This window comes from Gordonia sp. ABSL11-1 (genome assembly GCF_030315685.1).
In the GTDB taxonomy this organism is placed as follows: domain Bacteria; phylum Actinomycetota; class Actinomycetes; order Mycobacteriales; family Mycobacteriaceae; genus Gordonia.
This window is the reverse complement of record NZ_JASXSI010000007.1, coordinates 194,571-217,053: the sequence shown is the minus strand read 5'-3', so window position 1 is coordinate 217,053 and position 22,483 is coordinate 194,571. Positions and strand designations below refer to the sequence as shown.

At 67.6% G+C, this 22,483-nt stretch carries 25 protein-coding genes; all 25 read right to left on the bottom strand.

The window, feature by feature from the left end; genetic code table 11:
• Positions 1–2: 2 nt before the first annotated feature.
• Positions 3–1,247 carry an AAA family ATPase gene (locus tag QSJ19_RS10785; RefSeq protein WP_286320292.1) on the bottom strand — a complete coding sequence of 415 codons (1,245 nt, stop codon included), beginning with the start codon at positions 1,245–1,247 and terminating at the stop codon, positions 3–5.
• 170 nt (positions 1,248–1,417) lie between these two features.
• Positions 1,418–2,710 carry an NDMA-dependent methanol dehydrogenase gene (gene mdo / locus QSJ19_RS10780; protein WP_286320315.1) on the bottom strand — a complete coding sequence of 431 codons (1,293 nt, stop codon included), beginning with the start codon at positions 2,708–2,710 and terminating at the stop codon, positions 1,418–1,420.
• Between the two features lie 125 nt (positions 2,711–2,835).
• Positions 2,836–3,687, bottom strand: a complete 852-nt coding sequence (locus QSJ19_RS10775) for an energy-coupling factor ABC transporter ATP-binding protein (RefSeq protein WP_286320291.1) — start codon at positions 3,685–3,687, stop codon at positions 2,836–2,838.
• Complete coding sequence (gene cbiQ, locus QSJ19_RS10770; RefSeq protein WP_286320290.1) at positions 3,684–4,460, bottom strand: cobalt ECF transporter T component CbiQ; 777 nt, start codon at positions 4,458–4,460, stop codon at positions 3,684–3,686. Before cbiQ ends, QSJ19_RS10775 begins: the two co-directional genes overlap by 4 nt.
• A 5-nt stretch (positions 4,461–4,465) precedes the next feature.
• A complete protein-coding gene (locus QSJ19_RS10765; RefSeq protein WP_286320288.1) occupies positions 4,466–4,858 on the bottom strand; it encodes a PDGLE domain-containing protein in 393 nt (130 codons plus the stop codon).
• Positions 4,855–5,583 (bottom strand): energy-coupling factor ABC transporter permease, encoded by a 729-nt coding sequence (locus QSJ19_RS10760; RefSeq protein WP_286320286.1) that lies wholly within the window; start codon positions 5,581–5,583, stop codon positions 4,855–4,857. The genes QSJ19_RS10765 and QSJ19_RS10760 overlap by 4 nt, the downstream gene beginning before the upstream one ends.
• Before the next feature lie 73 nt (positions 5,584–5,656).
• A complete protein-coding gene (locus tag QSJ19_RS10755) occupies positions 5,657–6,007 on the bottom strand; it encodes an ArsR/SmtB family transcription factor (protein WP_286320284.1) in 351 nt (116 codons plus the stop codon).
• Positions 6,008–6,010: 3 nt separating this feature from the next.
• On the bottom strand, positions 6,011–7,267 hold the full coding sequence (murA, locus tag QSJ19_RS10750; RefSeq protein ID WP_286320283.1) for a UDP-N-acetylglucosamine 1-carboxyvinyltransferase: 1,257 nt from the start codon (positions 7,265–7,267) through the stop codon (positions 6,011–6,013).
• Positions 7,268–7,276: 9 nt separating this feature from the next.
• Positions 7,277–7,924, bottom strand: coding sequence for a cob(I)yrinic acid a,c-diamide adenosyltransferase (locus tag QSJ19_RS10745; protein ID WP_286320282.1), 648 nt, complete (start codon positions 7,922–7,924; stop codon positions 7,277–7,279).
• A 50-nt stretch (positions 7,925–7,974) separates the two neighbouring features.
• On the bottom strand, positions 7,975–8,418 hold the full coding sequence (locus QSJ19_RS10740; RefSeq protein ID WP_286320279.1) for a DUF2550 domain-containing protein: 444 nt from the start codon (positions 8,416–8,418) through the stop codon (positions 7,975–7,977).
• Between the two features lie 128 nt (positions 8,419–8,546).
• Positions 8,547–8,927, bottom strand: a complete 381-nt coding sequence (locus QSJ19_RS10735) for a F0F1 ATP synthase subunit epsilon (RefSeq protein WP_286320277.1) — start codon at positions 8,925–8,927, stop codon at positions 8,547–8,549.
• Between the two features lie 9 nt (positions 8,928–8,936).
• On the bottom strand, positions 8,937–10,385 hold the full coding sequence (gene atpD / locus QSJ19_RS10730) for a F0F1 ATP synthase subunit beta (RefSeq protein ID WP_286320276.1): 1,449 nt from the start codon (positions 10,383–10,385) through the stop codon (positions 8,937–8,939).
• A gap of 34 nt (positions 10,386–10,419) precedes the next feature.
• Complete coding sequence (locus QSJ19_RS10725) at positions 10,420–11,352, bottom strand: F0F1 ATP synthase subunit gamma (protein WP_286320275.1); 933 nt, start codon at positions 11,350–11,352, stop codon at positions 10,420–10,422.
• A 42-nt stretch (positions 11,353–11,394) separates the two neighbouring features.
• Positions 11,395–13,026 (bottom strand): F0F1 ATP synthase subunit alpha, encoded by a 1,632-nt coding sequence (gene atpA / locus QSJ19_RS10720; protein WP_187589205.1) that lies wholly within the window; start codon positions 13,024–13,026, stop codon positions 11,395–11,397.
• Positions 13,027–13,093: 67 nt separating this feature from the next.
• Positions 13,094–14,446, bottom strand: a complete 1,353-nt coding sequence (locus QSJ19_RS10715; RefSeq protein ID WP_286320273.1) for a F0F1 ATP synthase subunit B/delta — start codon at positions 14,444–14,446, stop codon at positions 13,094–13,096.
• Positions 14,447–14,938: a F0F1 ATP synthase subunit B gene (locus tag QSJ19_RS10710; RefSeq protein WP_187589203.1), complete on the bottom strand. Its 492-nt coding sequence runs from the start codon at positions 14,936–14,938 to the stop codon at positions 14,447–14,449.
• A gap of 46 nt (positions 14,939–14,984) precedes the next feature.
• Entirely contained in the window at positions 14,985–15,245 is a 261-nt protein-coding gene (locus QSJ19_RS10705; protein WP_187589202.1) for a F0F1 ATP synthase subunit C, read from the bottom strand.
• Between the two features lie 81 nt (positions 15,246–15,326).
• Entirely contained in the window at positions 15,327–16,088 is a 762-nt protein-coding gene (atpB, locus tag QSJ19_RS10700) for a F0F1 ATP synthase subunit A (RefSeq protein ID WP_187589201.1), read from the bottom strand.
• Positions 16,085–16,498 carry a hypothetical protein gene (locus tag QSJ19_RS10695; RefSeq protein ID WP_286320271.1) on the bottom strand — a complete coding sequence of 138 codons (414 nt, stop codon included), beginning with the start codon at positions 16,496–16,498 and terminating at the stop codon, positions 16,085–16,087. Before QSJ19_RS10695 ends, atpB begins: the two co-directional genes overlap by 4 nt.
• A 263-nt stretch (positions 16,499–16,761) precedes the next feature.
• Positions 16,762–17,955, bottom strand: a complete 1,194-nt coding sequence (locus tag QSJ19_RS10690; protein WP_286320314.1) for a glycosyltransferase family 4 protein — start codon at positions 17,953–17,955, stop codon at positions 16,762–16,764.
• 88 nt (positions 17,956–18,043) lie between these two features.
• Positions 18,044–19,276: a serine hydroxymethyltransferase gene (glyA, locus tag QSJ19_RS10685; RefSeq protein WP_286320269.1), complete on the bottom strand. Its 1,233-nt coding sequence runs from the start codon at positions 19,274–19,276 to the stop codon at positions 18,044–18,046.
• Between the two features lie 3 nt (positions 19,277–19,279).
• Complete coding sequence (locus QSJ19_RS10680) at positions 19,280–19,936, bottom strand: L-threonylcarbamoyladenylate synthase (protein ID WP_286320267.1); 657 nt, start codon at positions 19,934–19,936, stop codon at positions 19,280–19,282.
• A 47-nt stretch (positions 19,937–19,983) separates the two neighbouring features.
• Entirely contained in the window at positions 19,984–20,868 is an 885-nt protein-coding gene (gene prmC / locus QSJ19_RS10675) for a peptide chain release factor N(5)-glutamine methyltransferase (protein WP_286320264.1), read from the bottom strand.
• A gap of 4 nt (positions 20,869–20,872) precedes the next feature.
• Positions 20,873–21,964, bottom strand: a complete 1,092-nt coding sequence (gene prfA / locus QSJ19_RS10670; protein ID WP_286320261.1) for a peptide chain release factor 1 — start codon at positions 21,962–21,964, stop codon at positions 20,873–20,875.
• A gap of 114 nt (positions 21,965–22,078) precedes the next feature.
• Positions 22,079–22,309 carry a 50S ribosomal protein L31 gene (gene rpmE, locus QSJ19_RS10665; protein WP_187589196.1) on the bottom strand — a complete coding sequence of 77 codons (231 nt, stop codon included), beginning with the start codon at positions 22,307–22,309 and terminating at the stop codon, positions 22,079–22,081.
• Positions 22,310–22,483: the final 174 nt, after the last annotated feature.

The window sequence follows — 22,483 nt, the reverse complement described above, 5'->3', positions numbered from 1 at the left end:
CCCTAGAACGGACGCTTGCGCGAGCTGCTGCGGGGCGCGAACGACCGACTGCCCTGACCGGGGCTCACCCCGCCCCTGGTGCCCGCGTCGGTATGGCTGCCCGGGGACCCGTAGTAGTCCTCGGTGTGCCTGCCCGGTTGATCCTTGGATGCGCGCCTGGCGGGTCCCGAGCGCTCGTCGTGATCGTGGTCGTGCGCATGGCCATGGTCGTGCGCATGGTCATGGCCATGCGAGTGCCCGTGCGCGTGGAGATGTTCGGGCACTTCGGCATTCGGGTCGACGAGGCGAGGTATCGCGTCGATCGCCCGGGTGAGGTCACGGTCGTACTTGACCACGACGTTCGCGGTGTCGGCGAGGATCTCCGCAGTGAGGTCGTCGGCACCCAGGACGGCGAGCGTGCGGGCCCAGTCGATGGCCTCGGAGATGCTCGGCGCCTTGCGCAGATCCAGCTCCCGCAGACCGCGGACGATCTGAACCAGCTCGGCCGCCAGTTTCTCCGACAATCCGGTGTCCTTGGATTTGATGATCTCGAGTTCCCGAACAGCATCCGGGTAGTCCAGGGACAGGTGCAGGCAGCGACGTTTGAGGGCCGCCGACAGATCGCGGGTGTTGTTGGACGTCAGGACGATCATCGGCGGATGAATGGCCACGAACGTGCCGATCTCGGGCACCGACACCTGATACTCGGCGAGCAACTCCAGCAGCACGGCCTCGAGAGCCTCGTCGGCGCGGTCGACCTCATCGACGAGCAGGACGACGGGTCGCTCGGAGCGCACCGCCTCAAGCAGCGGACGCGGGGCGAGGAAGCGCTCGGAGAAGAACACGCTCTCCTCTGCGCCTATCCGGTCGACCGCCTCCGACAGGGTCGACGCGTCGGCCACCACCTGACTGATCTTCTCCCGCAGCACCTGCGTATACAGCAGCTGTTTGCCGTAGTCCCACTCGTACAGCGCGGTGGTCTCGTCCTGCCCCTCGTAGCACTGCAACCGCAGCAGGTCTCGGCCGGTGACTTCGGCCAGCGTCTTGGCCAGCTGCGTCTTGCCGACGCCGGCCGGTCCCTCCAAGAGGATCGGCTTGCCCAGCCGACTCTGCAGGAAGACCGTCGTGGCCAGGCGTCGGTCGGCCAGATAGCCTGCGGCGGAGAACTTCTCGATCACGTTGGCGACGTCGGCGAACTCCTCCGCCGAATCCGTCGTGGCGCTCGTGGGCTCGCTCAGGTCGGTGTCGTCGGCGAAATGCACGGACATCGGTCTCTCCGGTTCTCTGCGGTGCGGTGTCATTCGGCTGGGGCTCATTCGGCTGGGCGCCCCCGGCAGGTGATCGGCGGGGTCGGTCGGTTTCGGTCGGATGTGCGAGCGGATGGCGGACCCGGGTCGGGGGCGGCGGGTCCGCCATCCGCCGGCGTCGCAGGGTGCCCCTACGAGATCAGGTCGTCGAGGTCACCGTTGAAGCAGTGATCGACCACGGGCCGGACGGTCTCGAACGTGCACTCCTTGGGGTTACCCGGAGTGCAGGCGTCGCCGAGGACGTGGTTGGTGATCGCATCGATCGACTCCGGCGCGCCCGAGATCTCCTTGCGGTTCTCGTAGAACCGGGTGGGACCGGTACCGAGACGGTTCTTGATGTGCGAGTCCTGGGTGACATCGGTGAACTTCTCCGGGATGCCGACGTCCCGCAGGAGCCGGATCGCGGCGTTGAGCGCCTGATCGGCCGCCTGCACCTTGGTCATCCCGTGCGTGTCGACGCCCATGGCCTCGGCCAGATCGGCGAAGCGGTCGTAGAGCACCGGCATGTTGAACGCCCACACACGCGGCAGGGCGATCGCGTTGTTGAGGCCGTGGTGGGTGTCGTAGAACGCCGAGACCGCATGGCTGATCGAGTGGATGATACCCAGTCCGCCCGAGTTGAAGGCCTGTGCCGCAATGTATTGCGCGTACATCATGCCCTCGCGGCCGGCGAGCTCGGTCGGATTCCACGTCGCCTCGCGCAGGTGGCGGGCGGTCAGCCGGACCGCGTGCAGGGCGTTGCCCATCGACGGCGGGAAGTTCAGACGTGAGACGTAGGGTTCCGATGCGTGTGCCAGCACGTCGAAGCCGCACTGCGCGGTGAACGCGACGGGGCAGTCGTAGTACAGAACCGGGTCGTCGATGGCGAGGGTGGTCACCGACGCGTCGTCGAACGCGACGTACTTGTGCGGCTTGTCGGGATCCGTTGTGGTGTCGGTGATGACGTAGGCCCACGAGGTCTCCGACCCGGTGCCCGCGGTGGTGGACACCGCGATGTGCGGCGGGTTCTTCGGGTTCTCGCTCTTGTTGAAGCCCTCGAACTCGTTGATGTTGCGGCCGTCGTGGGCGACCGAGATCCGCGCACCCTTGCACGCGTCATGGGCCGAACCGCCACCGATGGAGATGAACGAGTCACACTGTTCCGTGTTGTACAGCGACACGGCGTCCATGACGTTGTAGTCCTTGGGATTCGACTCCACCTGGTCGAACAGCACGACCTCGAGGCCGTGGTACTTGCAGGACTCGACGATCTTGTGGACGGTGTCGCTGCCACGCAGACCGGTGGTCATCACGAGGGTCCGTGTGAAACCCAGCTTCAGCGCCTCGGGCCCGATCATCTCGTGGGCCCCGGGCCCCATCATCGCCCGCGGGAACGGATGGAATTCCTTGATGGGGAACGGTTTCAGTAGTTCGTCGACCTGCATGATGACCTGACCTCCTGCGCGATGCGCATCTTTCAACGTCGGTAGTGGAGCACCGGCGACGTTACGCGCGTCACACTGGCGGCCAACAGATCTCGGCAGCCAAACCATCCGTTCCGAGCGGAGTGCTACCCGGTCGGTAACCCGCGACCTGACCGATCGGACAGGTCGCGCATCGCCGCGATGTCGAATCCCCACGGAAGTTCCAAGCGGTGTGCGGCGAGGGTCGTCGAATCCTCCAGGATGTCGAGGATCGGACCGTCGGCGACCACCCGTCCGGCGTCGACGATGACGGCGCGCTCACACAACTGGGCCGCGTAGGGCAGATCGTGGGTGACGACGATCATGGTGGTGTCGATGCCCAGCAGGGTGTCGGCGAGCTCGCGCCGTGCGACCGGATCAAGGTTCGCCGACGGTTCGTCGAGGACGAGAACGTCTGGACGACAGGACAACACCGACGCGAGGGCACCGCGACGCCGCTGTCCGCCGGACAGGTGGTGAGGGCTGCGCGTCGCGTGTTCGGTCATGCCGACAGCAGCCAGTGCCTCGTCCACGCTGGCCACCAGCGCCGAGCCCTCGACGCCGAAGTTGGCCGGGCCGAAGGCCACGTCCTCGGCGAGCGTCGGCATGAACAATTGATCGTCGGGGTCCTGGAACACCAGGCCCACACGGCGACGCACCTCGCGCAGGGAACGCTTCTCGACCCGGGTGCCATCGATCGCGACATGCCCGCGAGTGGGCATCAGCACGCCGTTCAGGTGCAGCATGAGCGTTGTCTTCCCGGCGCCGTTGGGGCCGAGCAACGCCAGACGCTCGCCCGGGCGGATGGCCAGGTCGACGCCGTCGAGCGCAACGTGGCCGTCGGGATAGGAGTACCCGACATCGCGGACCTCGACGGCCCACGACGACGACCCGTCGGGGCCGTCCCCGCCGGGGCCGTCCTGCGCGGCCGGCTCCCGAGCCTCTAGACGTCGAATCATCTTGTCCCCCAGGCGATCACCGATGTGAACACCGCCACCACCGCCGGGGACACCACGATCGCCCACTGCGTCGGCGTGGCTCGTGCTGCACCACTGACGCCCGGCATCTCCGGCACCGTTCCGGTGAACCCCCGCGACGCCATGGCCAGGTGCACACGCTCGCCACGCTCGTAGGAACGCAGGAACAACGCCCCGACGCCCTTGGCGATGGCCCCCACCTGGTGGATCATGCGCGGCGAATCCCCGCGGGCCGACCGCGCGATCTGCATCCGGCGGATCTCGGAGGACAGCAGATCGGTGTAGCGCAGCATCATCACGATCACCGGGGTGAGTGTGGCCGGCATGCCCAGCCGCGCCAGCGCCAGAGGCAGGGCGCTCGGACGCGTGGTCGCGGCGAACGTCAGCGAGGCGGCGACGCCGAGCGTCCCCTTCACCACGATTCCCCAAGCGGCGTACAGCCCGGGCACCGACAACGACATGCCGACGGCCTCGATCCGGGCACCCCCCTCCGAGAACGGCAACAGGACGGCCAGGACGACGAAGGGGACCTCGATGAGCATCCGCGGCAGCATCCACCGCAACCCGATGTCGGCGAGCCGCCACACCCCGAGAAGGACGACGGCATAGACCGCGTACGGCCAGAACATGTCCCGCGGCGTCGCGACCACGGCGAAGACGAAGACGACCAGGCAGACCAGCTTCACCTCGGTCGGTGCGCGGTGAACCCGCGACGCCCCGGTCCGGTACAGCGGATGCGCATGGCCGGCACCCACGGTGCTCAGTGATCCCGATCGGAGGCCGACGCCGCGCGCGCCGATCGGCGCGACGCGATCAACCAGAAGACGCCGACGGCGACCGCGAGAGTCACCAGCACGCCGATGACACCGGCGATGCCGTTGGTGGAGCCGATCCCACGTACCGAGTAGTCCGCCAGCGGCGAGGACGCCAGGGCGTGATCGGTGGCGTGCTGGGCGATGCAGGATCCCGTGAGCTGCTCGGCGCCGTCGACGACGACGGTCTCGCACCCGCGCAAGGTGGTCGAGTCGAGTCCGTCCGGGGACGAGCTGACCGCATACGACACGATGCCCGCGATGAGCAGTGCGGCCGCGGCGAACACCGCGAGGAATGTCCGGCGGCCGACGTGGCGGGCGGGCGTCTGGGTGGTGGTCATGCCGGAACTCCGATCGGCTGCACGTCGGTGCGGGTCTGGGCGCGGAGCAGGTACACGAGATCGGGCCGCGCCCGGGCAACGGCCATGACCGTCACTGCCGTGATGATGCCCTCTCCGATCCCGATGAGTGCGTGGGTGCCCGACATGTAGCCGGCCACCGTCGTCAAGGACTGGGTCGCGGCACCTCCGAGCGCATACTCAATCACGAATCCGGTTGCGGCAGCGACAGTTCCGCACAGTGCAGCGAGGAAGGCCACCACCCCGAGACGGCCGACCGACTGCGAGCGCCGCCCGATCAGGCGATATGCGGCGACGGCCACCAGATAGCCGCCGCCGGTCGAGATCAGCGCCATGTTGGTGATGTTGGCGCCCAGTGCGGTGACCCCCCCGTCGGCGAACAGGAGAGCCTGCACGACGAGGACGATCGCGATGCACAGTGCGCCGGTGTACGGGCCGACGAGGATGGCGGCGAGGGCGCCCCCGAGGAGATGGCCGCTGACGCCCGGCAGGATCGGAAAGTTGATCATCTGCACGGCGAAGATGAACGCGGCGACGAGACCGGCCATCGGCACCGTCTTCTCGTCCAGGTCGGTGCGGGCCCGCCAGACACAGAACGCCAACCCGGCCAACGCGACCACGCCGAACAGAGCGGAGAACGGGGCATTGATGATGCCGTCACTCATGTGCATCGCGACAGCGGTCGTACCGGGTGTCATCGTGACCATGGAGTGACGGTAAGACCGCCGACGTCATCTGTCCACTTATTCAGATGTTCGGGTGGACAGACTGTCCGACGGGTCAGGTGGGATCCTGATCGGCCGAGTGCCCGGCACCCATCCAGTGCAGCAGTTGATGCACGGTGTCGTCGTCGAGCCGGTAGCTGACCGACCTGCCGAGGCGCGTCGAACTCACCCATCCCTGATGACGGAGGACGCGGAGTGCCTGGGAGACAGCGGTTTCGGTACGGCCGACGGCCGCGGCGAGGTCGCCGACGATGATTCCCGGCCTGCGGTGCAGCACCACCAGGATCTCGAGTCGATGCGGATCGGACAGCAGATCGAATCGCGTCGCCCACTCCCCGATGTCCACCGTGGCGTCGGGACCGGCGTCACCGACGGCGGGATGATGATGCTCCTGCTGGCCGGTCATGATTCAGTCGCCGACCCGCTCGATCTCGCCGCCGAGGGCCCGCAGGTTTTCCACGAACCTCGGGTAGCCGCGGTCGATGTGCTCGACATCGTGGACCTCGGTCACCCCGTCGGCGACCAGACCGGCGAGCACCAGGCCCGCACCCGCCCGGATGTCGGAGCACCAGACCGGTGCGCTCGACAGTCGGTCGATGCCGCGCAGGACGGCATGATGTCCGTCCGTGCGGGCGTCGGCGCCGAGGCGGACCATCTCCTCGACGAAGCGGAAGCGTGCCTCGAACACGTTCTCGGTGATCACCGACATCCCATCGGCGATGGCAGCCATGCCGATCGCCATCGGCTGCAGGTCCGTCGGGAAACCGGGGAAAGGGAGCGTCGACACATTGATCGCAGTCGGCCGACGATCCTGGCGGACCCGGAAGCCGTCGTCGAACCTGTCCACGCGGGCGCCGGCATCACCCAGCTTGTTCAGCACCAACTGCAGGTGATCAGGCAGCACGCCGCGGACGGTGACATCTCCCCGGGTCATCACCGCCGCGATCCCCCACGTCGCGCCGACGATCCGATCACCCACCACACGATGCGTGGTCGGGTGGAGCCGGTCGACTCCGATCACGGTCAGCGTGGAGGTACCGGCACCCTCGATGCGGGCGCCCATCTGCTGCAGCATGACGCAGAGGTCGACGATCTCGGGTTCGCGGGCGGCGTTGTCGATGGTCGTGACGCCCTCGGCCAGGACCGCGGCCATCAGGATGTTCTCGGTGGCCCCTACCGACGGGAACTCGAGGGCGACCGGCGCACCGATCAGCGCGTCCGCCTCGGCCACGACACAACCGTGCTCGATGGAGCTGTGCGCTCCGAGCGCACGCAGCCCCGCCTGGTGCATGTCCAGCGGCCGTGACCCGATCGCATCGCCACCGGGCAGCGCCACGACCGCGCGCCGGCAGCGCGCCATCAGCGGACCCAGTACGCACACCGATGCACGGAACTGCTTCACCGCATCGAAATCGGCGTGGTACTTCGGCTCGGCCGGGGCCTCGATCTCGACCGTGTCGCCGTCGATCGAGACCACCGCGCCGAGGCCGCGCAACACATCGGCCATCAACGGGACGTCGGCGATCTCGGGTGAGTTCGTCAACGTGGTGGTGCCCTCGGCCAGCAGTGCCGCCGCCATCAGCTTCAGCACGCTGTTCTTGGCGCCACCCACGGACACCTCGCCGGACAGGCGGGCTCCCCCGGAGACCAGAAAGCGATCACTCACGCTGTCACCTTAGCCGTCCGCCGCAGCACCCCGGCGTGCGCCGGGGCCACGCTCGGGAGTTGCCGGGCGGGACCGGTCTCCACCGGGGATCCACGTCACGTCCCCGCCGCCGTGCGGTGGACGGTTGGCCACCCGGGAGAGGATGAACAGCAGGTCCGACAAGCGATTCAGATATCGAGCGGGGAGCACGCTCGTGTGATCCGGGTCCGCGTCGACCGCCGACCATGCGGACCGTTCGGCGCGGCGGGTGACCGTCCGCGCCAGGTGCAGCAAGGCGCTCAGTCGGCTCCCGCCGGGGAGGATGAACGAGTCGAGCGCCGCAAGATCCTCACCGAAACGATCGCACCATGCCTCGAGAGCATCGATGTAGTCCTGTTCGATCCGCAGCGGCGGGTACTCGGGGTTCTCCACGACGGGCGTCGCGAGGTCTGCACCGGCGTCGAACAGGTCGTTCTGCACCCTCGTCAGCACGTCGGCGATCTCGTCGGGGACGTCGTCACCCAAGGCGAGCGCCATGCCGATCACCGCGTTCGCCTCGTCACAGTCCGCATAGGCGCCGACCCGGACATCGGTCTTCGGCACGCGGGAGAAGTCGCTGAGGCCTGTGGTGCCGTCGTCGCCGGTGCGCGTGTAGATCCGCGTCAGATGTACCGCCATGACCCGAATCTACTGCCCGCGGGATCCGCCGGGCCGGTCGGTGATGGCCCTCAGGCGCTGCGGCGTCGTTGCGATCGGTTGGACTGGCGCGACTCGAGCCAGGATTGGAACGCGGTGACCGCGCCCGGTGCCATCGCCACCTCGAAGGCTCGTCCCTCGGCGTCGGCGCCGGGCGCGAGTTCGATGATGATCATCCCCTCGAGGATGTCGGCCTCTGTGCCGAAGGGTCGCCGGCGGCCGGTGATCTCGATGGACTGGCGCGCGAGCGTCCGGGTCGGACCGGGTCGCAGAGCCGTCAGGCGGAAGTAGCGCAGGGCGTCGTCGCTGTAGTGCACGGTCCCGTGCCGCCAGCCCTCGTCCTCGGCTGCGGGCAACTCGCGCAACAGGACCGGCGTTCCCATCCGCCGCAGCTGACCCAGCCGATAGGCCAGGAGCGCGCAGACGATGATCGCCACGATCAGCAGGATGGCGAGCAAGACCGCAACAGTCGACACCAGGTGTACCTCCCCGGATCGGCCGCGCATATGGGCTGTTGGCGACCGTCCTGGGTCCAGCATGCCAGACACACGACAGCGGCCGGTCACCGCACCGTGGTGCGATGACCGGCCGCTGCCGATCAGGATTACTTGGCGGCGTGCTCAGCCGCTGCCAGCCGCGAGTGGGCGCGGTTGTAGTCGTCACTACCGGGCTCGGCGGCCTCGAGGGCCGACCGTTCCGCGGCGGCGTCGATGTCGTCGGCCCACTGCGCCGACTCGGCGAGGATCGTCACCGATTCACCGGTGACGGACAGGAATCCACCCTGCACCGCGGCGGACAGACGCTTGCCGCCCTCCTCGTCGATCACCACGAACCCGCCCGGGACGAGCTGTCCCAACAGTGGCTCGTGGTTGGCCAGCACGCCGAGTTCACCGGAGGTGGTCTGAGCGATGACGAAGGTGGCCTCACCCGAGTACAACTTCTCATCCGCCGCGACGACCTCGACGTGAAAGGACTTGTCAGCCATGGTGATCCGCTACTTTCCGGCGATCTTGGCGGCGGCGGCCTCCACGTCGTCGAGTCCACCGCAGCTGTTGAACGCCTGTTCGGGCAGGTGATCGAACTCGCCCTTGCAGACACGGTCGAAGGCCTCGATGGTGTCGGCGAGCGGCACGACCGAACCCTTCTGTCCGGTGAACTTCTCGGCGACGAGGAAGTTCTGGCCCAGGAACTTCTGGATGCGGCGGGCGCGCTGCACCGTCACCTTGTCCTCTTCGGACAGCTCGTCCATACCGAGGATGGCGATGATGTCCTGGAGTTCCTTGTACTTCTGCAGGATTCGCTTGACCTCGTTGGCGACGCGGAAGTGCTCGTCACCGACGATCGAGGCCTCCAGGATGCGCGAGGTCGACGTCAACGGGTCCACGGCCGGGTAGATACCCAGCTGAGAGATCGGACGCGAGAGCTCGGTGGTCGCATCCAGGTGCGCGAAGGTCGTGGCCGGCGCCGGGTCGGTGTAGTCGTCGGCGGGCACGTAGATGGCCTGCAGCGAGGTGATCGAACGACCCTTGGTCGAGGTGATCCGCTCCTGCAGCTCACCCATCTCGTCGGCCAGCGTCGGCTGGTACCCCACCGCGGACGGCATACGGCCGAGCAGAGTGGACACCTCGGAACCGGCCTGGGTGAACCGGAAGATGTTGTCGATGAAGAGCAGCACGTCCTGGTGCTTCACATCGCGGAAGTACTCCGCCATGGTCAGCGCCGACAGGGCGACGCGCATACGCGTGCCCGGCGGCTCGTCCATCTGGCCGAACACCAACGCGGTGTCCTGGAGGACGCCCATCTCCTCCATCTCGAGGTGGAGGTCGGTGCCCTCACGGGTGCGCTCACCGACGCCGGCGAACACCGACGTGCCGGAGAACTCGCGGGCGATACGTGTGATCATCTCCTGGATGAGCACCGTCTTGCCCACGCCGGCGCCGCCGAACAGGCCGATCTTGCCGCCCTTGACGTACGGGGTGAGGAGGTCGATGACCTTGATGCCGGTCTCGAGGATCTCGGTCTTGCCCTCGAGCTCGTCGAAGGCCGGCGGCTTGCGGTGGATGCTCCACTGCTCACCGTCGCGGCCGAGGCCCGGGCTGTCGAGGCAGTCGCCGAGGGCGTTGAACACGTGACCCTTGACCACGTCACCGACGGGCACGACGATCGACTTCCCGGTGTCGCTCACGGCCGCACCACGCACCAGACCGTCGGTCGGCTGCATCGAGATGGTGCGGACCAGGTTGTCGCCGAGGTGCTGCGCGACCTCGAGCGTCAGGGTCTTGGCGACTGCCTCGAGGGAGACCTCGGCGTGCAGCGCGTTGAACAGTTCTGGGATCGATCCCCGCGGGAACTCGACGTCGACGACGGGGCCGATGATGCGGACGACCCGGCCGTCGGCCGAGCCCGTCGATGCATCCGCGGGTGAGGTTACTGCTGCGGTCATTGTGGTGGGGTCACTTCCTCTTTGGGTCGATAGGTCAGGTGGCCAGGGCGCTCGAGCCGCCGACGATCTCGCTGATCTCCTGGGTGATCTGCGCCTGGCGGAGCTGATTGGCCTCGCGGGACAGCGACGTCGCCAATTCCTCGGCGTTGTCGGTGGCCGCCTTCATCGCGGTGCGGCGTGCCGCCGACTCCGATGCCGCGGAATCCAGCAGCGCCGCGTAGACGCGCGTGGCCACGTACTTCGGCAGCAACGCTTCGAGCAGGGTCTCGGGACCGGGCTCGAACGAGTAGTTGCGCGAGGACTTGTGGATCTCCGCGTCCTGGTCGACGTCCTCCTCGGACACGACCAGCGGGGCGACGCGACGGACCTCGGGCGCCTGGGTCAGCATGCTGACGAACCGGGTGTAGACCAGGTGCAGCTCGTCGAGACCCTCGAGCGAACCCTCACCGTCCGGCCGTTCCACCTGCTCCCCGGAACCCGCCTCGAACAGCTGCACGAGGAAGTCGGTGGCCTGGCTGGCGTCGCTGTACACCGGGGCCTGGGAGAACCCGGTCCAGGAGTCGGCGATCTCGGACCCGCGGAACGTGAAGTAGCCCACGCCCTTCTGGCCCATGACGAAGAGCACCGGCTCCTTGCCCTCGTCACGCAGCAACGAGATCAGTTCGCGGGTGGCCCTCAGGACGTTCGAGTTGTAACCACCGCACATACCGCGGTCGCTGGTGACGACGAGGACACCTGCGCGCTTCGGGTTCTCCCTCTCGACGAGCAGCGGGTGATCCAGCGATCCCGCGTTGCTCGCCAGCTCGGAGAGCACCTCGGTCATCTCGTGTGCGTACGGCTTCGCCGCGGCGACACGCGCCTGCGCCTTGGTGATCCGCGAGGTCGCGATCAGCTCCTGGGCCTTGGTGATCTTCTTCGTCGAGTTCACCGACCGGATGCGTGAGCGCAGCTCACGAATGCTGGCCATGAGCCCTCACCCCTTCCTCTCCGAGACTGCCGGACGGTCCGATCACGACTTGCGAACCGTGATCTGCTCGTGCTCGACGTCCTCGGAGTCCATGGCCTTCGCCTCGGCCTCGTTGACCACGCGCTTGCCGTCGTGCGTCAAGTAGCTGTTCTTGAACTTGTTGGTCTCGGCGACGAGCGCCTCGGCCTGGTCGTCGGCGAGGGCCTTGCCCCCGGCGATGGAGTCGTAGACACCCTTCGCCTCGTGGTGCAGGTGGCTCAGCAGCTGCGTCTCGAAGTTGCGGACGTCGTCGACCGGGACCGAGTCGTAGTGGCCCTCACCGCAGAGGTAGATCGAGACGATCTCGTCCTCCACCGAGAAGGGGCTGTACTGGTCCTGCTTGAGCATCTCCACCCAGCGCGCACCGCGCTCGAGCTGTGCCTTCGAGGCGTCGTCGAGGTCGGAGGCGAAGGCGGAGAACGCCTCCAGCTCGCGGAACTGCGCCAGTTCCAGACGCAGCGAACCGGACACCTTCTTGAGGCCCTTGGTCTGGGCCGCGCCGCCGACGCGCGAGACCGAGGTACCGACGTTGATGGCCGGACGAACACCCTTGTTGAACAGGTCCGACTCCAGGAACACCTGGCCGTCGGTGATCGAGATGACGTTGGTCGGGATGAACGCCGAGACGTCGTTGGCCTTGGTCTCGATGATCGGCAGGCCGGTCATCGAGCCGCCGCCCATCTCGTCGGAGAGCTTCGCGCAACGCTCCAGCAGACGCGAATGCAGGTAGAAGACGTCGCCCGGGTACGCTTCGCGGCCCGGCGGACGACGCAGCAGCAGCGAGATCGCGCGGTAGGCCTCGGCCTGCTTGGTCAGGTCGTCGAACACGATGAGGACGTGCTTGCCCTGGTACATCCAGTGCTGGCCGATGGCCGAGCCGGTGTAGGGGGCGAGCCATTTGAAGCCGGCGGAGTCCGACGCGGGGGCCGCGACGATGGTGGTGTACTCCATCGCTCCGGCCTCTTCGAGGGCGGTCTTGACGCCCGCGATGGTCGAACCCTTCTGACCGATGGCGACGTAGATGCAGCGCACCTGCTTCGCCGGGTCGCCCGAGTCCCAGTTGGCCTTCTGGTTGAGGATCGCGTCGATGCAGACGGCGGTCTTGCCCGTCTTGCGGTCGCCGATGACCAGCTGGCGCTGGCCGCGGCCGATGGCGGTCATGGCGTCGATCGCCTTGATGCCGGTGGCCAGCGACTCCTCGACGGGCTGACGCTCGAGCACCGAGGCGGCCTGCAGTTCGAGGACGCGCTGCTCGTCGGCCTCGATGTCGCCGAGACCGTCGATGGGAGCACCGAGCGGATCCACGACGCGACCGAGGAACTTGTCGCCGACGGGCACCGACAGCACCTCACCGGTACGGCTGACCTGCTGCCCCTCCTCCAGCGACTCGAAGTCACCGAGGATAACCGCACCGATCTCGTCCTCGTCGAGGTTCAGGGCCACGCCGAGCACGCCGCCCTCGAACTGCAGCAGCTCGTTGGCCATCGCGCCGGGCAGTCCGCTGACGTGGGCGATACCGTCCGATGTGTCGGTGACGATGCCCACCTCGTCACGGGAGGCATCGGCTTCGAACGACGAGACATACTGCTCGATCGCTCCCTTAATCTCGTCTGGTGAGATCGTCAACTCCGCCATGGGTACTCGTCTTCCTTGCTCAGTCCGGCTGGTGGTTTGGTTGGTTCGCTGGATGTGTTGGTCAGGGTCAGCGCGGCAGGCTCTCGGCTGCCTTCGCCAAGCGGGTGGCGACGTCGGCCTCGATCACCTCGTCGCCGACCGAGATGCGGAGACCACCGAGCAGTTCGGTGTCGATCTCGGTCTGCACGGAGATGGTGCGGCCGTAGATGTTCCCGAGTACCGAGGACAGACGCGCCGACTGCGCATCGCTGATCGGTGCCGCGGAGATCACGTGCGCGACGGACTCGCCGCGGCGCGCGGCCGCGAGTTCGGCGAGGTGGTCGAAGGCCACATCGGCCGGCTGGCCCTGCAGCAGCACGAGGGTGTGCGACAGCAGGTACCAGGCGTGTTCGCCGACCTTGTCCCCCACCAGCGATTTCAGCAGCTCGACGCGCTTGCCGCTGTCGTGTGAGTAGTCCGAGAGCAGCGAGGACAGCTGCGGGTTCTGCTCGAGCAGGCGTGCCACGCCGAAGAGCTCGTTCTCGACCTGCTCGATGGTCCCGTCGCGCTCGGCCGCGGTCAGTACCACCAGCGCGTTCTGGCGACGCAGGGCCGCGGTGAAGTCGGCGGTGGCCGACCAGCGCTGCTTGACGGCCGCGACCAGGGTGTCGACGACGATCTGCGACACCTTGCCCCCGAAGAGGTTCGTGACGAGTTGCACCTGGCCGTCGGTGTTGTCCTCATCCTCGGTGAGGCGCTTGCGCAGCACCGGGTTACCGTCGATGAGAGAGATGACCTCGGTCAGCTCGACCGATGCGTTTGTGAGCGATTCACCGTCGAGATCTTTTGCCGCGGAATCGAACTCCGCGGCGACGGAACGCGCGGCGTCACGGCTGGTCGCACGCATGGAGTGCAGGCCGATCAGGTCCGCACTGTGGGCGACCCGGTCGGCCGACGGTCCACCGGCGGCCATCGACTCGAGTTCGTCGATGACACGGTCGACGCTGTCCGATTGTGCCTTCGGGTCCTCGAGGTGCTGCCGGACGATCTTGCCCGCGCCGTCGACCGCGGTGAGCCCGAGGTCGTTGCGCAGCGAGCGCACCAGTGTCGCGCGGTTCAGTTCCGCCTGCGACTTGCCGTGCTCGCTGATGCGCTTGACCTCGGAGTCGGCCTGGGCCTTGAGATCGGACGCGATGCCCTCGGCATCCTTCAGCGCCCCCTTGTGCAGTTCCTCCGCCTCGGCCTTGGCCTCGGCGAGTGCACGTTCGTGGGCCGCCTGCGCATCGCTGACGCGAGCCTTGGCGGCCTCGCTCTCGGCGACGTGCTGCGCGATGGTCTCCTTCTGCGCCGTGGTCGCCTTCGACAGCACGGGCCGCACATACTTCCAGAACAGGAAGATGATGAGTGCGAACCCGATGAGGTTCCCAATGACGATGTCCACTTACTTCACCGTTCCTGTCGACTCGTATGCGGCAGCCTGACCCGACGACACATCGGTTCCCAGCACACGGCTCGCGAGCACGGACGACAGGTGATCCACATCCTGTCGTGCGGTCGCCGCCGCCTGTTCACCCTCGGCCTTCAACTGCTCGGAGGTCTTGGCGATCGCGGCGTCCGCCTCATCTGTCGCACGCTTCTTGGCGTCGGACAACTGCTCGTTGCCCTCCGCACGTGCCTGGTCCCGAATACCGGTGGCGTCGGCCCGGGCATCCTTGAGCGCGGCCCGGTATTCGGTGTCGGCATCCTCGTAGCTCGCCGCAGCGGCCCGGTTGTCCTCGGCCGTCTTCGCGACCATGGCATCACGGTCGTCGAGCACCTTGAGGATCGGCGGCACGACCATCGTCCGGATCACGAGGAAGACGATGACGAAGATGACCAGGCACACGAAGAACGTGCCATTGGGGATGAGGAAGTTTTCTGCGGCGAGGTTCATGTTGCGGATGTTCCCTTGATCCTTGGGACCCGGTCAGCGACCGAGATCAGGAAGTCTGGCCGGAGATCGGAGTGGCGAAGACGAAGAGCGCCATGAACGCCAGGTTGATGAAGTACGCAGCCTCGACCAGACCGACGGTGATGAAGAACGGGGTGAAGAGGCGACCCTGGGCCTCCGGCTGCCGTGCGATACCCGCGATCAACTGAGCGCCGGCCAGACCGTCACCGATACCGGCACCGATCGCGCCGCCACCCATGATGAGGCCGCCACCGATCAACGCACCCAGACCAATCAGATTGGGATCCATTGAGAACTTTCCTTTCGGGTGAAACTGACACTGCGGTGCCAGGTCTTTGTTCCGGCGCGGCAGGTGCCGGCCGGGGTCGTACTAGTGGTGGTCTTCGTCCAGTTCCATCGCTTGGCTGAAGTACAAGATCGTCAACAGCGCGAAGATGAAGGCCTGGATCAAACCGACGAAGAGGTCGAAGGACTTCCACAGAGCGTTCGGCGCCCACATGACGTAGACGGGCATCAGCGCGATGAGCGCGACCATGATGCCGCCAGCGAACATGTTGCCGAAAAGACGGAGGGAGAGCGAGACGGGCTTGGCGATCTCCTCGATGATGTTCACCGGGGCGATGGCGACCGAGTGGCCCTTGACCAGCTTCACCGGGTGCCCGATGATGCCCCGGCGCTTGACGCCGGCCGCGTGGTACCAGACGAAGACGAACAGCGCGAGGGCGTAGACGAAGTTCACGTCGCTGGCCGGTGGCTTGATCCACTCGTGCGCGCCACCCTCGGCGGTCCCGTATTGGGCCGGGATGATCGACAGCCAGTTGGCGATGAGGATGTAGGTGAAGAGCGTCACCGCCAGCGGGAGGACGAAGCCGGCGATCCTCATGCCGATCGCGCCCTCGATCTGACTACGCATCTGGACCGTCAGGACCTCGAAGTACAGCTGGACGTTGTTCGGCTTGTTCGACGTCATCTTGAAGCGCACGAAGAATGCGAGGCCGATGACGATGACCGCCGCCACGGAACTGCCGATGACCGTGTCGATGTTGACGGTCATGCCGAACCACTCGACCTCGGTGTGGTGGCCGACCTCGATCGCCGACTCCGACTCGGCCAGGTAAGACGTTGCGGTCATAGCTGCTTACGAAGTCCTTTCATCACCGGAATCACCGTGTTGAGCACCAGGATCACCTGGCCCACGGCGAGTCCGAACATCGCGCCCAGCCCGTCGGGCCGGACCAGGAAGGCCGCCACCAGTGCGAGGACAGTGATGGCCCCGAGGCGGTATGCCGAATTGAGAGCGAGCAGTTTCTTACGAGGGTTCTCCGCGGTGGCGACATTGTCGACGGCGCGGATGACCAGCTTCGTGTTGATGAACACCAACACCACGCCGGCGAGGAAGAACGCGGCGAACCAGATGTGTCCGACCAGGATCGCGACGACGAACACCACGATCGTCGCCACCCCGGCGAAGATCGCCGGGCGCCGGAGCCCGGTGGGTGCCGCGGGATAGTACGACGTCGAGTCAGGGGCAGATGTGGTCATTCGCCTCTCCTCGAGTTCGGCCCTGTTGCCACAGGGCACAGGCCATCGAGCGTGCGATCGGCGACAGGCATCACCGGACGTAAGCTCGCATTTTCTGTGACACTACCAACACCCGTCGGCGCACTCACCAGGGGGTGACTCGCGCTGCGGGGCAGGCTGATCGTCGTTGCGGTGCGAGACACGCCGCCGAAAGTGCCGGACGGTTCGCGTTCGCGCCGACGTCGACCTACTACAGCGAATAGTACACGGCTTTTACCATTGCCTTACCTTGGGGTCCCCGCAGCGGACGTGTCCGCGCGGTCGGCCAGACCCCGGGTACGGAACTCGGCCAGACGTCGCTTGAGCCGGGGTGCCATCGTCACGAGCAGCGCGACGACGAGACCCGCGCCGAACATCGGTGCGACGACGGAGATCGGGAACAGGGTGCTGGCGGCGGCCGAGAAGGCGAGCACACCGACCCAGAGATAGATGATGAGCGCCACCCGGCGCTGCGAATGCCCGAGTTCGACGAGCCGGTGATGCAGATGCATCTTGTCGGGCGTGTAGAAGCCGACGCCGGCCCGGGTCCGCCGCACGACGGCCATCAGCATGTCCAGCATCGGCACGAACACGACCGCGGCCACCAGGATGAGCGGTGAGAGCAGGGTGAAGACGTCGGCGGGTCCGTAGGCGTTCATCGCGATGCGTCCCGATGCGCTGGTCGAGGCCGCCGACAGCATCAGACCGATGAGCATCGCTCCCGAGTCGCCCATGAAGATGCGGGCCGGCGAGAAGTTGTGTGGCAGGAAGCCCAGGCAGGCACCGGCCAGCACGGTGGAGATGAGCGCGGGCGGGTAATAGCTGACGTCGCCGCCCTGATCGCGCAGCAGGCCGAGCGAGAAGATGCAGATGGCGAGTGCGGCGATCAGACCCAGACCCGCGGCGAGGCCGTCGAGCCCGTCGATGAAGTTGACCGCGTTGATCGTCGCCACCGTGACCGCGACCGTGAGCAGACCGGCCTGGAGCGGGTCGAGCACCACCGTGCCGATGTCGGCGAACGGGACATAGAGCAGATACCAGCTGACGCCCATGATCACCAGGACGCCGGCCGCGGTCAGCTGCCCGACGAATTTGGTGAGGGCGTCGAGGCCCCAGCGGTCGTCGATGACGCCGACGAGCACGATCACCGTGCCGGACACGATCACCGCACTCATGTCGTTGGTGTAGGCGAAGCCACGGGTCAGCGCGGGCAGATTGGCCGCCAGGGCGATCGCGGCGACCATTCCGGCGAACATGCCGAGGCCGCCGAGACGCGGGGTGGGGATGACATGGACGTCGCGGACGCGGGGCACCGCGACGGCACCGACACGGATGGCGAACACGCGGACGAGCGACGTCAGCAGGTACGTGACCGCTGCCGCGGTCAGCCCGACCAGCGCCAGCTCGCGCAACGGGACACCGGCTCCTCCACCGGCCACCGACTGCGCGGCGTGATGCGTCGCCGGGTCCCCGGCACCGAGGGCGGTGACGGAGAGCAGACCGGCGGGATCGAACACCCGCACCAGGCTACCCGCCCGTTCTGGCCAGGATTTCGCCCCGGATCCCGGCGTGTTGAGGTGCGCCGACGGGGTCGGTCAGGCCCCGCACGATCCAGTCGGCGACCGTCGACATGTCCTCGGCGCCGAGTCCGGCCACGACCGCCGACGGCGTTCCGATCCGGATCGCGGATCCCTCGGCGACCGGCTTCGGGTCGAACGGGATCACCGCCCGGTCGACGACGATCCCCGCGGAGGCGAGCCGCCGCTGTGCCTCGCGGCCGCCCAGGTCGAGGGCGGAGACGTCGACGACCGCGAGGTGCGTGTCGGTACCGCCGCTCACGATGCGGAGCCCGCGGGCACCGAGTTCGTCGCAGAGTCGCCGCGCGACGGCGACCGTGGCGCGCGCGTAGTCGGCGAACGCGCCAGCGCCGGACTCCCTCATGCAGACCGCCTTCGCGGCCACCGAGTTCATCGACGGCCCACCCTGGATGAACGGGTGGACGGCCTTCTGCAGGACCGCCCGGTGCGGCTCCCGGGCGAGGATCATGCCGCCCCGGGGACCGCGCAGCACCTTGTGCGTGGAGAAGGTGACCACGTCGGCGTGCGGGACGGGCGACGGTGCGACGCCGCCGGCCACGAGCCCGGCCAGGTGTGCGGCGTCGACCCAGAGGATCGCCTCGGCCTCGTCGGCGATGTCACGCAGCGCGGGAAAGTCGATCTGCCGGGAGTACGAGGCCGCGCCGGCGACGATGATCCGCGGGCGGTGCAGCAGTGCGGTGTCCCGTAGTTCGTCGTAGTCGATCAGCTCGTCGGCGTTGCGGACCCCGTAGTGGATCGCGCCGAACCATCGTCCGGAGAAGTTCGCGCGCGAGCCGTGGGTCTGATGGCCGCCATGGTCGAGGCGCAGTGCCAGGACGGGGTCGCCGGGCTGGGCGAAGGCCGCGTACACCGCGAGATTGGCCGCGCTGCCGGACAGCGGCTGCACATTGACGTAGTCGGCACCGAAGAGGTGGGCGGCGCGGTCGATGGCGAGCTGTTCGACCTCGTCGGCGACCTCGCAGCCACCATGGTAGCGGGTCCCCGGGTATCCCTCGGCGTACTTCGTGCCGAGGTCGGACGTCAGCGCGGCGAGAACCGCCGGGGTGGGCGGCGTCTCCCCCGCGATGAGTTGGAGGGTGCTCGCGCGGCGACGCGTCTCGCGGCCGAGGAGCTCCTCGAGCTCGGGATCGGAGTGCAGTGCGTTCCCTCGGGAGTCTCCCATCGATCAGTGCGACGTGAGCGTGTCGACATCGACGTCGAGCACCTCGGCGATGGCCTCGGTCGAGACCGCGCCCGCACGGAGGATCCGTGGGGTGACACCGCTGAGATCGACGATCGTGGAGGCCTGTGCGGCTGCGGCCGGTCCTCCGTCCAGGTACACCGACACCGACTCGCCGAGCTGGTCCCTCGCCTCGTCGACGGTGGTGGCGGGCGGGCGGGCGGACACGTTGGCGCTCGACACCGCCATCGGACCGACCTCGCGCAGCAACTCGATCGCGACGGGGTGCAGTGGCATCCGCAACATCACCGTCCCGTCGGTGTCGCCCAGATCCCAGGCCAGCGAGGGCGCCTGCGCGACGACCAGGCTCAACCCGCCGGGCCAGAAGGCCTCGACGAGATCCCGGGCCGCCGTCGACACCGACAGCACCAGGCCGTCGATCGTGTGCCAGGAGCCGACCAGAACGGGCACCGGCATGTCACGCCCACGTCCTTTGGCGGCCAGCAACGCCGCGACGGCATCGGAATCGAACGCGTCGCAGCCGATTCCGTACAGGGTGTCGGTCGGGAGGACGACCAGCCGACCGGCCTTGGCCGCACCGACGGCCGCACGAATACCAGCCGCCCGGGTGTCTGTCTCACCGCAGTCGAATACCGTGCTCACCCGGCCATCCTGCCACGACCCGGATGACGCGGGCCGCGGGAGGGGCGTCACCCGATCCGGCGCGCCGTGACGAACCGTGGCCGGCCCGTCAGGTCGTCACGCGCTCGGATGTCGGCGAAATGGCCGGTCGCGGCGAGGGCGGTCGTCACCGCCGGCGACGTCGACTCGTCGTGCTCGATGCCCACCACCCCACCCGCGCGCAGCATGTCGGCGACGACCGTGAGCATCGGGACGATGACCGACATCCCGTCGGCACCGGCGAACACCGCTTCCGGTGGATCGTGGGCGACCTCCGGTGCGACATCGGCGCCCTCGGGCACATACGGCGGGTTCGCGACGACGATGTCGACCGTGCCGCCGGGGAATGCGTCCGCCATCCGGCCGGCGTCGGTGACGTCGGCGGGCAGCACCGTCACCGCGACCCCGTGTTCCTCGGCGGCGGCGACATTGCGCGACAACCATTCCAGCGCCGACGGGGACCGCTCGACGGCGGTCACATCGGCGCCCGGGACGATCGACGCGATCGCGATGGCCAACGCACCGCTCCCGCTGCACAGGTCGACGATGACCGGGGCCGACGACCCGTGGGCCGCGTCGGCGGCCCACTCGGCGAGGAACTCGGTCTCCGGGCGGGGGGTGAAAACCCCTGGGCCGACGGCGAGCTCGGCGGGACCGAATGCGGCCGTTCCGACGATGTGTTGCAACGGGATCCGCGCGCACCGCGAGTCGACGGCGGTGCGGAAGCGACTCCGGGCCGTCGGATCGAGGTCGTCGAGGATCACCAGGCGCCCCCGCTCCACTCCGAGAACGTCGGCGAGCAGCCATTCGGCGTCGGATCGGGCGGAGTCGATCCCCGCCGCGTGCAGGCGATCCCGTGCCCACGCCAGTTCGTCGTCGACGCGGATCGGCGACGGCTGCCCGGCGGAGGTCATCGGATCACTCGGCTTCGAGCCGCGCCGCGCGGTCGGCGGCCACGAGCGCATCCAGCATGGCGTCCATGTCGCCACCGAGGACGGCGTCGAGATTGTTCGCCTTGTAGCCGATACGGTGATCGGTGATGCGGTTCTCCGGGAAGTTGTACGTACGAATCCGTTCCGAACGGTCGACCGTCCGGATCTGCGCGGCGCGGCCCTGGGCGGCGGCCGCCTCGGCCTCCTCCTCGGCCGCAGACTGCAGGCGCGCCGCGAGGACCTGCATCGCCCTTGCCTTGTTCTGCAGCTGCGAGCGCTCGTTCTGGCAGGTCACCACGATCCCGGTGGGCAGATGGGTGATCCGCACCGCGGAGTCGGTCGTGTTGACGCCCTGACCCCCCTTGCCCGACGACCGGTACACGTCGATACGCAGATCGGACTCGTCGATCTCCACCTGCTCGATCTCTTCGGGCTCCGGGTAGATCAGCACGCCCGCAGCCGACGTGTGGATACGGCCCTGGGATTCGGTCACCGGCACGCGCTGCACCCGGTGGACCCCGCCCTCGAACTTCAGTCGCGACCAGACACCATCGCGCAGTTGCTCTTTCGACTTGATCGAGATCGTGGCCTCTTTGTAGCCGCCGAGATCGGACTCGGTGACTCCGAGTGTCTGTGCCTTGAACCCATGACGCTCGCAGTACTTCAGGTACATCCGGGCGAGGTCGGCCGCGAACAGCGCCGACTCCTCGCCGCCCGCACCGGATTTGATCTCCAGCACGACGTCATCGCCATCGTGCGGGTCGCGCGGGGCGAGCAGGTCGATCAGCGCGGCATCGAGCTCGGCGACGGTGGCATCGAGCGCCGGGATCTCCTCGGCGAACGCCGCGTCGTCGGCGGCGAGTTCGCGGGCCGCGGCGAGATCGTCACGCGCCGCGACGAGACGGCGGTACGTGGACATGATGGGCGCGAGTTCGGCGAACCGCTTGCCGACACGGCGGGCCGCGGTCGGGTCATCGTGCAGCGAGGGATCGGCGAGCTGGGCCTCGAGGCCGGCGTGTTCGGCGAGGATGTCGTCGATCGCCGACTGTCCCCGACCCGGGGACTCCTGTGTGGTCATGGTGCTCACCTCTGTCGCGGGTTCGCCGCGTCGGCTGGATGGAGAAGGACCGAAACGAAAACGACGCCCGTCCGGGCGCACTCAGTGCGCGCCGGAGGGGCGTCGTCGATCGAGCTAGTTGGCGTCGGCCTTCTTGGGGGTCCGCTTGCCGTAGCGCTTCTCGAACCGGGCCACGCGGCCGCCGGTGTCGAGGATCTTCTGCTTACCGGTGTAGAACGGGTGGCACTGCGAGCAGACCTCGACGTTGATACGTCCGTTGTCCGCGGTGCTGCGGGTCTCGAAGGTGTTGCCGCAGCCGCAGACGACCGTGGTCGTCGCGTACTCGGGGTGGATGCCCTGCTTCATCTGGTTGTCCCTTTCTGTGGTCGCCGGGTCACCATCGTGGATCGATGGTGTGAACCGGAACCGGACTCGACCGCTCAGTATGCCACTTGGGAGGTTCGGCCTGGAAATCGTCGAACGTGCCCGACCGCGGCCGTCTTTCTGTGCGATCCACAGACCAGAACGTGACGTCAGCGC

Bases quoted from the DNA above. Each gene is read 5' to 3' on its own strand.
- QSJ19_RS10785 (WP_286320292.1), bottom strand. From the start codon at position 1,247: ATGTCCGTGCATTTCGCCGACGACACCGACCTGAGCGAGCCCACGAGC.
- mdo (WP_286320315.1), bottom strand. From the start codon at position 2,710: ATGCAGGTCGACGAACTACTGAAACCGTTCCCCATCAAGGAATTCCAT.
- QSJ19_RS10775 (WP_286320291.1), bottom strand. From the start codon at position 3,687: ATGATTCGACGTCTAGAGGCTCGGGAGCCGGCCGCGCAGGACGGCCCC.
- QSJ19_RS10765 (WP_286320288.1), bottom strand. From the start codon at position 4,858: ATGACCACCACCCAGACGCCCGCCCGCCACGTCGGCCGCCGGACATTC.
- QSJ19_RS10760 (WP_286320286.1), bottom strand. From the start codon at position 5,583: ATGGTCACGATGACACCCGGTACGACCGCTGTCGCGATGCACATGAGT.
- QSJ19_RS10755 (WP_286320284.1), bottom strand. From the start codon at position 6,007: ATGACCGGCCAGCAGGAGCATCATCATCCCGCCGTCGGTGACGCCGGT.
- QSJ19_RS10745 (WP_286320282.1), bottom strand. From the start codon at position 7,924: ATGGCGGTACATCTGACGCGGATCTACACGCGCACCGGCGACGACGGC.
- QSJ19_RS10735 (WP_286320277.1), bottom strand. From the start codon at position 8,927: ATGGCTGACAAGTCCTTTCACGTCGAGGTCGTCGCGGCGGATGAGAAG.
- atpD (WP_286320276.1), bottom strand. From the start codon at position 10,385: ATGACCGCAGCAGTAACCTCACCCGCGGATGCATCGACGGGCTCGGCC.
- QSJ19_RS10725 (WP_286320275.1), bottom strand. From the start codon at position 11,352: ATGGCCAGCATTCGTGAGCTGCGCTCACGCATCCGGTCGGTGAACTCG.
- atpA (WP_187589205.1), bottom strand. From the start codon at position 13,026: ATGGCGGAGTTGACGATCTCACCAGACGAGATTAAGGGAGCGATCGAG.
- QSJ19_RS10710 (WP_187589203.1), bottom strand. From the start codon at position 14,938: ATGAACCTCGCCGCAGAAAACTTCCTCATCCCCAATGGCACGTTCTTC.
- QSJ19_RS10705 (WP_187589202.1), bottom strand. From the start codon at position 15,245: ATGGATCCCAATCTGATTGGTCTGGGTGCGTTGATCGGTGGCGGCCTC.
- atpB (WP_187589201.1), bottom strand. From the start codon at position 16,088: ATGACCGCAACGTCTTACCTGGCCGAGTCGGAGTCGGCGATCGAGGTC.
- QSJ19_RS10695 (WP_286320271.1), bottom strand. From the start codon at position 16,498: ATGACCACATCTGCCCCTGACTCGACGTCGTACTATCCCGCGGCACCC.
- glyA (WP_286320269.1), bottom strand. From the start codon at position 19,276: ATGGGAGACTCCCGAGGGAACGCACTGCACTCCGATCCCGAGCTCGAG.
- prmC (WP_286320264.1), bottom strand. From the start codon at position 20,868: ATGACCTCCGCCGGGCAGCCGTCGCCGATCCGCGTCGACGACGAACTG.
- prfA (WP_286320261.1), bottom strand. From the start codon at position 21,964: ATGACCACACAGGAGTCCCCGGGTCGGGGACAGTCGGCGATCGACGAC.
- rpmE (WP_187589196.1), bottom strand. From the start codon at position 22,309: ATGAAGCAGGGCATCCACCCCGAGTACGCGACGACCACGGTCGTCTGC.